A 13520-nucleotide genomic window follows, 5' to 3' on the forward strand; every position below is an offset into this window, starting at 1 on the left:
GATGCTGCCCTCGGATGCCGAAGACGCGGTGTTCGACCTGTCCGGCGTGGACGCGTTGCAGGACTCGCAGGACTCCGTGGCATCGCCATCAGCGCCGCCCCTCACAGAAACGTCACAGCTCGCGGCCCGCCCGGCACATCTCCGGCCCGCCGACGGGGCACGGTCCCTCTGGCCCCGGTGAACGTCCGCCCGTGGCGTCCCCGCGAACTAAGGAGACCCATGTCCGACCTCCGTATCGGTGTCCTCGGCTACGGCCTGCGCGGCAGCCTCGCCCGCGTCGCCCACCGCCCCGGCGCGGGCTCCCGCGTCAGCGCCCTCGCGGACCCCGACCCGGCGGCTCGGGAGGAGGCCGCCCGGGACTTCCCGGGTGCGTCAACAACCGCTGATCATCGGGCAGTTGTCGTGTCCCCCGACGTCGACGCGATCCTCGTCCTCACTCCCGACCACACCCACGCCGACCTCGCCTGCGAGGCGTTGCGCGCGGGCAAGCCCGTCCTCGTCGAGAAGCCCCTCGACATCACCGTCGAACGCTGCGACCGCGTCCTGCGCACCGCCCACGAGACCGGCACCCGCCTCTACGTCGGCCACAACATGCGCCACATGCCGGTGATCCGCCTGATGCGCGACCTCGTCGAGGGCGGCGCGATCGGCGCCGTGAAGACGGTGTGGGTACGGCACTTCGTCGGCTACGGCGGCGACTGGTACTTCAAGGACTGGCACGCCGAACGCCGGTACAGCACCGGCCTGTTGCTGCAGAAGGCGGCCCACGACCTCGACGTGGTGCACTGGCTGGCCGGCGGCTGCACCCGCCAAGTGCAGGCGTTCGGCGACCTCTTGGTCTACGGCGGCCTTCCGCACCGGCGTTCACCCGGCGAGCCGAAGACCGCCGACTGGTACACCGAGGACGGACACTGGCCGCCGCACACCCAGCGGGCGCTCAACCCGGTCATCGACGTCGAGGACGTGTCGTTGGTCAACATGCGCCTGGACAACGGGGTGTTGGCCGCCTACCAGCAGTGCCACTTCACCCCGGACTACTGGCGCAACTACACCGTCGTCGGCGACGCGGGCCGGCTGGAGAACTTCGGCGACGGACCGGGCGCGGTGGTGAAGGTCTGGAACAGCCGCCGCTCGGGATACCGGGAGCACGCCGACGCGGAGTACACGGTGCCGGACGTCGAGCAGGACGGCGAACACGGGGGCGCCGACCCGCTGTTGATCGACGAGTTCCTGCGGTTCGTACGGCACGGCGGGCGCACCGACACCTCACCGGTCGCCGCACGGATGGCGGTGGCCGCCGGGGCGGGGGCCACCGAGTCGCTCCGGGACGGCGGCACCCCGCGTGAGGTACCGCCACTCGATCCGGAACTCGTCGCCTACTTCGAACGCGGTCAAGTGCAGGCGTCGTAGGGCTGGTTGCCGACGTCGCAGGGCTAGATGGGGGTGTCCACCGGCTGTTGCGGTGTCTCCTTCGCCACCGCGCCCGGTGTGGGCACCCGGTCCGCGTTCACCAGGACGCCCGCGATGAGGGCGGCCAGCAGGATCGAGGCCATCGCCCACCAGGTGGCGACGTTGAAGCCGTGCACGGCGGCCTTCGCCTCCAGGAGTTTCCGGTTCGCGCCGGGGCCCGCGTGGGCGGTGGCGTAGCGGGTGGTGACCGTGGCGGCGATCGTGTTGAGGAGGGCCGTACCGATCGAACCGCCCACCTGCTGGGCCGTGTTGAAGGTGGCGGAGGCCGCGCCGGAGTCGCGGGGTGCGACGCCTCCGGTGGCCAGGGACACCGAGGTCATCATCGCCGTACCCATGCCGAGGCCGAGCATCAGCATGCCGGGCAGGATGTACGTGGCGTACGCGGGCTCCACCCCCACCTGGGCGATCAGCGCGAGCGCGCCCGCCGCGAGCAGCAGGCCCGGGACCATCAGGGTCCGCGGCGGGACCTTGTTGAGCAGCCGGGCCGCGATCTGGGTCGAGCCGGTGATCATGCCGACGGTGATGGGGAGATAGGCGACGCCCGTCTTGACCGGCGAATAACCGAGGACGCGCTGCATGTAGTAGGTGAGGAAGAGGAACACACCGAACATGCCGATGGTGACGAACAGGATGGTCAGGAAGGCGCCGACCCGCTGACGGTCCTTCACCACCGTCATCGGCAGCAGCGGAACGCGCGCCCGTGTCTGCCAGAACCCGAAGGCGCCGAGCAGCACGACCCCGGCGGCGAGCAGCGTCAGCACCAGGCCGTCGCCCCAACTCCGGGACTCCGCCTCGGAGAAGCCGTACACCAGCGTCAGCATGCCGAGGGAGCCGAGGAGCGCGCCGGGTATGTCGAGGTGGGCCTCGGGGTGCCGGGAGCTGTCGCTGAGCAGGACCCAGGCACCGGCGAACGCGACCAGCGCGATGGGCACGTTGACGTAGAGGCACCAGCGCCAGTCCAGGTACTGGGTGAGGAACCCGCCCGCCAGGAGACCGACTGCCGCGCCGGCGCCCACGATCGCGCCGAACACACCGAAGGCCTTGCTGCGGTCCTTGGGGTCGGTGAACGTCGTCGTGAGCAGCGACAGCGCGGAGGGCGCGAGCAGCGCGGCGAACACGCCCTGGAGGGCGCGGGCGCCGAACAGCATGCCCTGGTTGGCGGCGGCACCGCCGAGCGCGGACGCGGCGGCGAAGCCGATCAGCCCGATCATGAAGGTGTTCTTGCGCCCGGCGAGGTCGGCGATCCGGCCACCGAGCAGCAGCAGTCCGCCGAACGCGAGCGTGTAGGCGGTGATGACCCACTGCCGGTTCCCGTCCGACATGCCGAGGTCGGTCTGGGCGGACGGGAGTGCGATGTTGACGATGGTCATGTCGAGGACGACCATCAACTGCGCGAGCGCGATGACGACCAGCGCCCACCAACGACGGTTCTCGGCCATGGATCCTCCCCGGGTCCGGCGGTCGCCCTCATCGTCCTCCCGCACCCCACACCTTGGGAACGCTGGCGTCTCTTATTGCGGCGATTTTGCCGTGCCTCGTGCCGGCGACCCTGTACCGCCGAACTGCCCTACCGGCGACCGCCGTTCACCGCGTCCCGGCACAGCAAGCGCAGCGACCCGTGCCCGCCGAAACACCGCCGCGCCTCGTCGATGGGGTCCCACAACCGGCCCTCCGGAGTACGCAGCCAGTGCTCACCGCCGGTCGCCCACCACTCGCCGCCGGTCTGCCGCGCGATCACCTCACCGGCATACGCCCCGAACCCGCGCAACTCGCTCTCCATGGCTGCGTACGGCGCCCCGTCCCGCCGTATCTCCTCGATCATCCGGTCGACGCGCCACAGGCTCTGCGCCGAGTAGTCGAGCCGCACCCGGGCCCCCTCACGCATCGTCGCCACCGCGTCCGCCGCCCACCGCACGGGCCGCGCGGCGGCCCTGGGCCGGGTCTCCCGCGCTGTCGTCACGTCTGTCATCTGCTCTGTCATCACACCAGGAAAAGCATGGTGGGACGGTGTTCCGTCACCCCGATCCGGGCATTTCCCCGGACCGGCGCAGGACCGCCCCACCCCCACCGCACGACCGTCACAGACCCCGCGCTCAACTCCGCCCGCGCGCCCGGCGCGAGACCACCGCGCGGAGCACCCGCCGGCCCTCCGTCGACACCGCGAGCACCTGGCGCAGTCCGCCCGAGCCGGTTCCGGCGAGGAGTTCGAGGACGGTGACCTGACGGCGCAGCTCGGCGGCGACGAGGGGGGACATGCCGTCCGTACGACCCTCACGGCGGGAGTTGATGTCGTCGGCGTCGCCGGCCGGGGCCATGACTTCGAGAAGCCGGTGGATCCGCAGCGAGGCGACCGAGCAGGCATCGGCCCACTCCCGCACCTCGGTGCCGGCCGGGACCGCCGGCGCGGTCGCGAGCATCGTGCGGGCGAGCCGCACGGCCTGGTCCTCGCCGGGTTCCTCGAAAAGGGCGGGGAGCTTGGCACGGGCCTGCTCCAGGGACTCGCCCCACGTCTCCCCCACGGCCGGGTCCGCGAGGCTGGTCCACAGGGGCCGCAGCACCTCGTCGTCACCGCCCAGCAGCGGCACGCACCGATCCAAACAAGCCAGTCCGCCGACGGCCAGTGCGCGATCGTCGGCCTGCGCGATCAGTTCCACCAGACTCATCCAGACCTCCCTCAGCGGGGCCCCTCCCCTATGAAGCCCGCGTTTCCCCTGACTGCGTGCTCCACCCCGGGAGTGTCACACGGGACACCCCCGAGCAGGCAGAGAAAGCAGAGGAAGAGGTTTTCGGCCAACGGGACGGGATCCCTCAGACCTCGACCCGAACCCCTGCCCTCGCCAGCGCCTTCTCGTGCTGCATGCGGGTCAGCCGCAGGACGACGAGGATCGCGAGCGCGGCGGCCACGATCTCGGCGACGTCGGCAATCAGCGAAAACTCGGCGACGGCGTGGTTCCCGCCGGCCCCGAAGCGCTCCTCGTAGTGCAGGTCGCCCATCCAGTCGGCGATCAGCGACAGGATCCACAGCGTCCACCACACATTGACCAGCAGATGCGACCTGCGGGTGCCCTCGGGGCCGCTGGCGTCCCAGATCTCCAGGGTGATCCCACGCGGGTACCAGAGGTTCAGGAACGGGACGAACCAACCAACCACCGCCCACCAGGGCTGCAGGCTCTGCTCCCCCGGATCGAACACCCCGGCGTTGGCCCGCACCCGCACGAACCAGCACAGGTACCCGATCACACACACGGCCAGCGAGCCCAACTGGACTTTCCCGGCCAGCGAGTCGAGCGACACCACCGCGTCCGTCCGCCGGAACACCGCCTCGCCGGTCGCACCGTTCACGAGGTCGCCCGTCACGTCGTACAGGCTGAAATCGGCGTAGACGGCGAACAGATCAACGGCAATGACAAGCCCGAGCAGCACGACGGCGGCCCGGCCAAGGCCGATCGGCGAGCGCAGGTAGGACATGGGTATGGGACCAGGCACGGGAACGGACATGATGCGGCAACCCCCCGAGTGCGAACAGGAGGGGGAACATACGATCCGCCGATCCCTGAAGTCCAGCAGCCGCCCAGCCGCGCCGACCGCCCCGCTCAACCCACCTTGTCCGCGAGCGACTTGAACTGCGTCCAGGTCAGCGCCGGCGTCCCCGGATCCCAGAGCTTCTGGACCGTGGCCCGCAGCGGCATACGAATACCCGCCGCGACCTGGTTCTGCGTCTGCGAGTTGGCGAGGTCGCACCAGACCGCGAAGGAACCGCCGAGGATCTGACCGTCGTACTTCGCCGGGACCGCCTGCGTCCCGCGCAGCACCCGAGGCGTCCACTGCTCGTAGATCCGCCGCCCCGTCGGATAGACGAAGGTCTGCGGCTCCCCGAGGACGTAATACAGGTACTCGTCGTTGTAGTTGAGGACTTTGCGCCCCGCGCTCAGGTACTCGACGGGCTGCCGGGCGCCGATCTCCTTGCCCGTCCAGTACGCGACTTGGAGATCCTTGGCCGCCGCCACCGAAGTCCCCCTGAAGAAGCCGTCGTTCCACACCCGCATCGTGCGGTCGTGGCTGCGGACGGTGTCGGCGCGGTCGTTGAGCCAGCCGGTGGTGAGGTCGGCGACGGTACCGCCGGAGCCGTAGGCCTTCGTGGCCTCGGCGGCCAACTGCGGGAAGGAAGCCTGGGGGTTGGAGACGGTCAGCGCCTGGTACTCGTCGCCGCCGAGGTGCCACTGGTCGCCGGGGAAGAGTCCGGCGTACTCGTCGAGGAGTTCGTCGACGATCGCGGCGGACGCGTCCTTGGAGATGTCGATCGCACCGCGTGTGGCGATGCCCGACACGTTCCGCAGTTGCAGATCCGGGTGGGCGGCGATGACCGCACCGAGGTGCCCCGGGGAGTCGATCTCGGGCACGACGGTGATGTGCCGGCCGGCCGCGAGGTCGACGATCTGCTTGACCTGCGCCTTGGTCAGATGGTCCTTGGAGACGACCTCGGGATGGCTGGTCGACTCGATCCGGAAGCCCTGGTCGTCGGAGAAGTGCAGCCCGAGTTCGTTGAACTTCAGGTCACCCAACTCCCGTACCCGGTCCTCGATCCAGGCCGCGGTGAACGGTTTGCGCGCGATGTCCAGCATGAACCCGCGCCGCGGCTTGGCCGGCTGGTCGTGCACGACGCCCTCCGGCGCCGTACCGCCACCGTGCACTTCCTGCTTGAGCGTCCGGGTGCCGTAGAACACCCCCGCGTCCGAGGGCCCGCTGATGTTGACCCGCCCGCCGCGCACGGTCATCGCGTACGACTCCGGGTTCGCACCCTCGTCGTCGTTCAGCGCCAGCCGTACGTCCCCGGCGCGCACGTCACTCGACTCGCCGCCGTACGTCAGCCCCAGCTCACCGGCGATCAGCCGCCCCTCGTCGACGAGATCGGCGTCCTCGACGACGACCCGGTCCCCCTTGGCGGGGCGCCACCCGGGACCGCGCGCGGGGGTGTGGGAGCGCACGGCGGGAATGGTGCGGGGTGTCCGCGACAGCGGATACGACCGGGTCGGACTCGGCGTCGGGGACGCGGAACGGGAGGCCGCGCCGCGTGAGGCAGCGGAGGTCTCGTCGGCGGACCCGACCGCCGCGCCCCCGGAACCTCCCTCGTCGCCGGACGCCGACCACAGCCCGAGGCCCACCCCGCCCGCGACCACCACAGTGGCCGCGGCGACCGCGATCAGCCCCCGCTTCCGCTTCACCTGCTTCACCTGCTTCGCCGACGAGCGGCGCCTGTGCTGGCTCACGGCGCCAACCTACGGCCCCGGGTGGATCGCGGGTGTCCACCACGCGTTCCGAAACTCTCCCGTCCGGGTGAAATTCGGGCATCTGTCGGACACCTCATGACCACTCCCGATAACGTGGTGACGCACTTCTCACCACATCTCTCACCGCATCCCCTGCCGCACCGTCCGTGACGCGAGGATCCACACTGCCTGCGCACCGCCTCCCCCACCTCCCCGGCCGAGTGGCCATTCCGGCGCTGCCCGAGCAGTCCCGCACCTCACGGACCCCGAAATCGCTGGACGCGTTCAACACCGCGCCCGCCGACGACGCCCGGCACACCCTCCTCACCTGCCTCCACAGCCTCCACTGGTCCCGCCGCCTCACCGACCACCGCCCCTACCCCGACGTGGACTCCCTACTCGCCGCGTCCGACGAGGCGGCGTACGACCTGACGTCGGGGGACTTGGCGGAGGCGTTGGCGGGCGAGTCCCTCCCCGCCATCCCGGCCGACACCTACGAGGCCGCCCACATGGCCCTGGACGCGGCCCACGCGGCGTACGAGGCGAGGTTCGGCCATGTGTTCGTCATCTGCGTGGACGACCTACCGAAGAACGAGGTCCTGGACCACGTATTGGCAGGCATCCGGTCACGTTTGACGAACGATCCGGAGGAGGAGCGGGTGGTGGTCGCGGAGGAGCTACGGCGCCTTGCAAGAGGGCGCTTGCTGAGTGTTTTTAGTCTTTAGGGGCGCGGGGAACTGCGCGACCAGCCACAAACGGCCCGCACCCGGCAAATAACACGAACCCCCCACCCCACTGGCCGCCCGAAACTAGCCCGTACGTGCACCTTTGGGTGCCAGTTTGATCACACCGGCAGGCCCGCCGTAAGACCCGCGTCAGCGCCTGGTTACGATGCTGAGGGCCGGTGGACCGTACCCGGCCGGGCCCGACCGACAGAGAAGCCGGCGCGGCCCTAAATCCCCGCTCCCGGAGGGTTCTTCCGTGCCGGCTGGAACGCTGTACCGCGGCCGGGAAGGAATGTGGTCCTGGGTGGCTCATCGAGTCACCGGCGTCCTCATCTTCTTCTTCCTGTTCGTACACGTGCTGGACACCGCTCTTGTGCGTGTCTCCCCCGAGGACTACGACAAGGTCGTAGCCACCTACAAGACGCCGATCGTGGCACTGCTGGAGTACGGCCTCGTCGCCGCGATCCTCTTCCACGCCCTCAACGGCCTGCGCGTCATCGCCGTCGACTTCTGGTCGAAGGGCCCGCGCTACCAGAAGCAGATGCTCTGGTCAGTCGTCGGCCTGTGGCTCGTGCTCATGCTCGGGGCGATCTACCCCGTGCTCGGCCACGCCGCTCGTGTTCTGTTCGGGAGCTGACGCCACATGTCCACGACTGAAACCGCGACGTCGGGCATCGGCCCCGTCGAGAGCGCGTCCGTCTACAACGTAGACAACCCGGCGCCCCTCATCGAGGCCCCGCGCATGCGCACCAAGAAGACCCCGAAGTCGACCCGGGGCAACTTCGAGATGTACGGCTGGCTCTTCATGCGCCTGTCCGGTGTCGTGCTGGTCGTCCTGGTCCTCGGCCACCTGCTGATCCAGCTCGTGCTGGACGGCGGTGTCTCCAAGATCGGCTTCGCCTTCGTGGCGGGCCGCTGGGCCTCGCCGTTCTGGCAGGTCTGGGACCTGCTGATGCTCTGGCTCGCGATGCTGCACGGCGCCAACGGCCTGCGCACGGTCATCAACGACTACGCGGAGCGCGCGAACACCCGGCTGTGGCTCAAGGGCCTGCTCTACACCGCCACGGTGTTCACCATCCTGCTGGGCACGCTGGTGATCTTCACCTTCGACCCGAACATCCGTTAGGCAACGGGGCTGAGGAATTTCCTGATGAAGATCCACAAGTACGACACCGTCATCGTCGGCGCCGGCGGCGCCGGTATGCGCGCCGCGATCGAGTCGACGAAGCGCAGCCGCACCGCGGTCCTGACGAAGCTCTACCCCACCCGCTCCCACACGGGCGCCGCGCAGGGCGGTATGGCCGCCGCGCTCGCCAACGTGGAGGAGGACAACTGGGAGTGGCACACCTTCGACACGATCAAGGGCGGCGACTACCTGGTCGACCAGGACGCCGCCGAGATCCTGGCGAAGGAGGCCATCGACTCGGTCCTCGACCTGGAGAAGATGGGCCTGCCGTTCAACCGGACGCCCAACGGGACGATCGACCAGCGCCGGTTCGGCGGTCACAGCCGTAACCACGGCGAGGCCCCGGTCCGCCGGTCCTGCTACGCGGCCGACCGCACCGGCCACATGATCCTCCAGACGCTGTACCAGAACTGCGTGAAGGAGGGCGTGGAGTTCTTCAACGAGTTCTACGTCCTCGACCAGCTGATCGCCGATGTCGACGGCGTGAAGACGTCGGTGGGCGTCGTCGCGTACGAGCTGGCGACCGGCGAGATCCACGTCTTCCAGGCGAAGGCCGTGATCTACGCGTCCGGCGGCTGCGGCAAGTTCTTCAAGGTGACGTCGAACGCGCACACCCTGACCGGCGACGGCCAGGCGGCCGTGTACCGGCGCGGGCTGCCGCTGGAGGACATGGAGTTCTTCCAGTTCCACCCGACCGGCATCTGGCGCATGGGCATCCTGCTGACGGAGGGCGCCCGCGGTGAGGGCGGCATCCTCCGCAACAAGGACGGCGAGCGCTTCATGGAGAAGTACGCGCCGGTCATGAAGGACCTCGCATCGCGTGACGTCGTCTCGCGCTCCATCTACACGGAGATCCGGGAGGGCCGCGGCTGCGGTCCCGAGGGCGACCACGTGTACCTGGACCTGACGCACCTCCCGCCGGAGCAGCTGGACGCCAAGCTCCCGGACATCACGGAGTTCGCGCGCACGTACCTCGGTATCGAGCCGTACACGGACCCGATCCCGATCCAGCCCACCGCGCACTACGCGATGGGCGGCATCCCGACGAACGTCCAGGGTGAGGTCCTCACGGACAACACCACGGTCGTCCCGGGCCTGTACGCGGCCGGCGAGGTCGCGTGCGTGTCGGTGCACGGCGCCAACCGGCTCGGCACCAACTCCCTCCTGGACATCAACGTGTTCGGGCGGCGGGCGGGCATCGCGGCGGCGGAGTACAGCCAGAAGGCGACGTACGTCGAGCTGCCGGAGGACCCGGCGCAGCAGGTCATCGACCAGGTCGAGCACCTGCGCAACTCCACCGGCACCGAGCGCGTGGCGGTCATCCGGCGCGAGCTGCAGGAGTGCATGGACGCGAACGTCATGGTGTTCCGCACCGAGCAGACGATCAAGACGGCGGTCGAGAAGATCGCGGAGCTGCGCGAGCGCTACCGGAACGTCTCGATCCAGGACAAGGGCCGGCGGTTCAACACGGACCTGCTGGAGGCCATCGAGCTGGGCAACCTGCTCGACCTCGCCGAGGTCATGGCGGTCTCGGCCCTCGCCCGCAAGGAGTCCCGCGGCGGTCACTACCGCGAGGACTACCCGAACCGCGACGACGTCAACTTCATGCGCCACACCATGGCGTACCGCGAGGTCGGCGACGACGGCACCGAGTCCATCCGTCTCGACTACAAGCCGGTCGTCCAGACCCGCTACCAGCCGATGGAGCGTAAGTACTGATGGCTACCCCTGTTCTGGACAAGGCGGAAGCGGCCGGCCAGCCCGAGCCCGGCTTCGCCGACTCCCCCTACATCACGGTCACCTTCCGCATCCGCCGCTTCAACTCCGAGGTCTCGGCGGAAGCGACGTGGGAGGACTTCCAGCTGGAGATCGACCCCAAGGAGCGCGTCCTCGACGGCCTCCACAAGATCAAGTGGGAGCTGGACGGCACGCTGACGTTCCGCCGCTCGTGCGCCCACGGCATCTGCGGCTCGGACGCGATGCGGATCAACGGCAAGAACCGTCTCGCCTGCAAGACCCTGATCAAGGACCTCAACCCCGAGAAGCCGATCACGGTCGAGCCGATCAAGGGTCTGACGGTCCTGAAGGACCTGGTCGTCGACATGGACCCGTTCTTCCAGGCATACCGAGACGTCATGCCCTTCCTCATCACGAAGGACACGAACGAGCCGACCCGGGAACGCCTCCAGTCGGCGGAGGACCGCGAGCGCTTCGACGACACCACGAAGTGCATCCTGTGCGCGGCCTGCACGTCCTCGTGCCCGGTCTTCTGGAACGACGGCCAGTACTTCGGCCCGGCCGCCATCGTCAACGCACACCGCTTCATCTTCGACAGCCGCGACGAGGCGGGCGAACAACGCCTGGAGATCCTCAACGACCGCGACGGCGTGTGGCGCTGCCGCACGACCTTCAACTGCACGGACGCGTGCCCGCGAGGCATCGAGGTCACGAAGGCGATCCAGGAAGTCAAGCGGGCGCTGATCACGCGGCGCTTCTGAGGATCCTTCTCGTACGACGTCTTCTTGTACGGCCATGAGGGCCCCGTTCCTGTTCTGGGAACGGGGCCCTCGGGCGTGCGGGGCCACGATCGGGTGAACACCTCTTTCAGGGCTCCCAAGGGCTGCCCGGCCTACGATGATGCTCTCGACAACAGCCCACGGGAGGCACGTGATGTCCGCAGCACCCGTCGAGCAGCCGCACGGCGACCGGTCGCTGATCGTGGAGGCGAACCGCATCATGGATCGCCTTCCGGGCCGCCGTGTCGAGATCATCGGAGGCCAGATCCTCGTGACGCCATCTCCCGACGTCGCTCATTCGAGGGCACTGAAGAAGGCGACTCGCCCTTTCGAGGCCGCTGGCCTCGATGAGAACGAGACCGAGGTGCACCAGGCCATCGGTGTCTGGCTGCCGGACGGCCCCGAGGACTACGCGATTCCCGACCTCTGCATCGTCGAAGCCGACATCGAAGACCACCTCGTCGAGAACAACTGCTACGACCCCGTGGTCTTCCGACTCGTCCTGGAGGTCACTTCCAGTAACTGGAAGGCCGACCTCCGCACCAAGGTCACCGCGTACGCACAGGCCAAGATCCCGGTCTACGTCATCGTCGATCGCAACCACCAGCGCCTCCACGTCCTCACCGACCCGGCGGGGGACGAGTACGCGACCCACCGCCTCCACGCCCCCGGCGAACTCGTCACCCTCCCCGACTCCCTCGGCGCGAAGGTCACCCTCGACGTGGCGGAGATCCTCAAGGCGGGTCAGCCGAAGGGCGATTGAGGGCCCCGGGCCCCTGTCGGCTCAGACCGACGCCAGCTCGCACCAGAGCAACTTCCCGCCCATCCCGAAGAGATCGTCCCCGAGCGGATACCCGCCCCACGCCACGGCGCAGTGGATGACGAGCAACAGCCCACGCCCGCCATCGGCGTCGACCGGAACCGAACGAAGGGGACCGGACCGCTTGTCGAACGGCGGCGGGATGTCCGGGTTGGCGTCCCGGACGCCGCGTCGAGGTCGAGGAGCCGTGCCGGGCCCCCGGAGCAGCGATCCGGCGCGATGAAGTGGACCTTGCCCTCACGAACCGGTTCGTGGCCGCGGGTGACAAGGGGATCGCTCTCGGATCCGGGTTCGACCCAGAACTCCCGTCCCGCGGCTCCCATCGTCCACGAGTCCCACTCACCCGGCGGCAGGTCGTCCCCGTCGGCGTTGTGGTCGTAGGGAGCGATGGCCTCGGCGACGGCCCGCCGCACCACCCCCGCGTCCGGGGACGGGAGGCTGACGGTCAGTACTTCCCTGGCCAAGAGAACTTCCTCTCCCACCCAGCGGTACGCCGACTCGTCGTCCAGTCCGCCGAGCGTACCGAGAGGGAATGCGGGGCGCTTCACCTCAACGGGTGATCACATGTTCGGCCCGCGGTCAGCCCCTCCACGTCCTTCATCTGCGAACACCTAATCTGACGGCATGTCAGATGAAGAGTCGTACGAACTGCTCGGCTTCGACAACGTCCTCCTCCCCGTCGGGGACCTCCCCGAGGCCGTCGGCTTCTACGAGCGCGCCGGATTCACCCTCGGGTTCCGGCTCGACGAGGCCGGGATCGCGATCCTGAAGGTCGGCGGCGAGACGCCCGGAGTTCTCCTGCGGCAGGAAGACGGGCTGGGACACAGGCCACCCCCCTGGCCCTCGCCGCGCGTGTGGCTGGAGGTCCCGGACGCGCGGAAGGCCGCCCAGCACCTCGGCGCCGCCGGCATCGCGCTGCTCGACCCGCCGTTCTCCGTGGCCACCGGGTGGACCGTCGAGATCGCCGACCCCTGGGGCAACGTCATCGGATTCACGGACTACTCGAAGCGGCCGGAGCTGGCGCGGCGGGTGTGACGCAGGTCCCAGCGCAAGCAAGTTGAACACGTTCAAAAATGCTCTTACAGTTCTTCCTGTCGGCATTTTTGAACGTGTTCAAGAAGGGGGAGGCGCATGGACCGCACGGTCATCGCCTACGTCATCTATCTGATCGTCAGCATCGGACTCACCGTCTGGGTGGCCCGCACGCTCAGCCACAACGGGCGGATCTTCCTCGCCGACGTCCTCCAGGGGAACGAAAAACTCGCGGAGGCCGTGAACCACCTCCTGGTGGTGGGCTTCTACCTCGTCAACCTCGGGTTTGTCGCCCTGTACCTCAGCGGCGACGGCACCATCGACGACGCCCGGGGCATCTTCGAGGCCCTGTCGACGAAGGTGGGCGTGGTGCTGCTGGTGCTCGGGGTGATGCACCTGGGGAACGTGTTCGTGCTCAACAAGATCCGGCGGCGCGGGGTCATGGAGCGGGAGCAGGTGCCGCCCGTCGCGCCGCAGGGCTGGGTTCCGCCGACGGCCGGGGCG

15 protein-coding genes are annotated in these 13520 nt (G+C 69.0%); 10 read left to right on the forward strand and 5 right to left on the reverse strand.

Annotation, left to right across the window (positions count from 1 at the left end; all coding sequences use genetic code 11):
* The coding region (locus tag ACFWP5_RS48440; RefSeq protein ID WP_384172485.1) for a hypothetical protein at window positions 1-181 on the forward strand (181 nt) is incomplete at its 5' end.
* 38 nt (window positions 182-219) lie between these two features.
* Window positions 220-1410: a Gfo/Idh/MocA family protein gene (locus tag ACFWP5_RS48445; protein ID WP_384172488.1), complete on the forward strand. Its 1191-nt coding sequence runs from the start codon at window positions 220-222 to the stop codon at window positions 1408-1410.
* 23 nt (window positions 1411-1433) lie between these two features.
* Here the strand turns inward: ACFWP5_RS48445 and ACFWP5_RS48450 are convergent, their stop codons facing one another.
* From ACFWP5_RS48450 to ACFWP5_RS48470, 5 genes are all read right to left on the reverse strand, one after another.
* On the reverse strand, window positions 1434-2909 hold the full coding sequence (locus ACFWP5_RS48450; RefSeq protein ID WP_384172491.1) for an MFS transporter: 1476 nt from the start codon (window positions 2907-2909) through the stop codon (window positions 1434-1436).
* Between the two features lie 128 nt (window positions 2910-3037).
* Window positions 3038-3439: a hypothetical protein gene (locus tag ACFWP5_RS48455; protein WP_384172494.1), complete on the reverse strand. Its 402-nt coding sequence runs from the start codon at window positions 3437-3439 to the stop codon at window positions 3038-3040.
* A 124-nt stretch (window positions 3440-3563) separates the two neighbouring features.
* Window positions 3564-4133 (reverse strand): hypothetical protein, encoded by a 570-nt coding sequence (locus ACFWP5_RS48460; RefSeq protein ID WP_384172496.1) that lies wholly within the window; start codon window positions 4131-4133, stop codon window positions 3564-3566.
* A 145-nt stretch (window positions 4134-4278) separates the two neighbouring features.
* Complete coding sequence (locus ACFWP5_RS48465; RefSeq protein ID WP_384172499.1) at window positions 4279-4956, reverse strand: DUF4328 domain-containing protein; 678 nt, start codon at window positions 4954-4956, stop codon at window positions 4279-4281.
* A 107-nt stretch (window positions 4957-5063) separates the two neighbouring features.
* On the reverse strand, window positions 5064-6737 hold the full coding sequence (locus tag ACFWP5_RS48470; RefSeq protein ID WP_384172502.1) for a glycoside hydrolase family 20 protein: 1674 nt from the start codon (window positions 6735-6737) through the stop codon (window positions 5064-5066).
* A gap of 167 nt (window positions 6738-6904) precedes the next feature.
* Between ACFWP5_RS48470 and ACFWP5_RS48475 the strand changes: the two genes are divergently transcribed.
* From ACFWP5_RS48475 to ACFWP5_RS48510, 8 genes are all read left to right on the forward strand, one after another.
* The gene (locus tag ACFWP5_RS48475; RefSeq protein WP_384172505.1) at window positions 6905-7462 is read left to right on the forward strand and encodes a 2-oxo-4-hydroxy-4-carboxy-5-ureidoimidazoline decarboxylase; all 558 of its coding nucleotides are present in this window, start codon (window positions 6905-6907) and stop codon (window positions 7460-7462) included.
* A 256-nt stretch (window positions 7463-7718) separates the two neighbouring features.
* A complete protein-coding gene (sdhC, locus tag ACFWP5_RS48480) occupies window positions 7719-8099 on the forward strand; it encodes a succinate dehydrogenase, cytochrome b556 subunit (RefSeq protein WP_078652359.1) in 381 nt (126 codons plus the stop codon).
* A gap of 6 nt (window positions 8100-8105) precedes the next feature.
* Window positions 8106-8588: a succinate dehydrogenase hydrophobic membrane anchor subunit gene (locus ACFWP5_RS48485; protein WP_384172508.1), complete on the forward strand. Its 483-nt coding sequence runs from the start codon at window positions 8106-8108 to the stop codon at window positions 8586-8588.
* A gap of 24 nt (window positions 8589-8612) precedes the next feature.
* Window positions 8613-10367 (forward strand): succinate dehydrogenase flavoprotein subunit, encoded by a 1755-nt coding sequence (gene sdhA / locus ACFWP5_RS48490; RefSeq protein ID WP_384172511.1) that lies wholly within the window; start codon window positions 8613-8615, stop codon window positions 10365-10367.
* Window positions 10367-11146 carry a succinate dehydrogenase iron-sulfur subunit gene (locus ACFWP5_RS48495; RefSeq protein WP_384172513.1) on the forward strand — a complete coding sequence of 260 codons (780 nt, stop codon included), beginning with the start codon at window positions 10367-10369 and terminating at the stop codon, window positions 11144-11146. Before sdhA ends, ACFWP5_RS48495 begins: the two co-directional genes overlap by 1 nt.
* A gap of 172 nt (window positions 11147-11318) precedes the next feature.
* Entirely contained in the window at window positions 11319-11927 is a 609-nt protein-coding gene (locus ACFWP5_RS48500) for a Uma2 family endonuclease (protein WP_384172515.1), read from the forward strand.
* A gap of 681 nt (window positions 11928-12608) precedes the next feature.
* Window positions 12609-13019 (forward strand): VOC family protein, encoded by a 411-nt coding sequence (locus ACFWP5_RS48505; RefSeq protein ID WP_384172518.1) that lies wholly within the window; start codon window positions 12609-12611, stop codon window positions 13017-13019.
* Between the two features lie 96 nt (window positions 13020-13115).
* Window positions 13116-13520: hypothetical protein (locus ACFWP5_RS48510; protein WP_384172521.1), on the forward strand; the 405-nt coding region annotated here is incomplete at its 3' end.

The organism is Streptomyces sp. NPDC058469, assembly GCF_042721125.1.
In the GTDB taxonomy this organism is placed as follows: domain Bacteria; phylum Actinomycetota; class Actinomycetes; order Streptomycetales; family Streptomycetaceae; genus Streptomyces.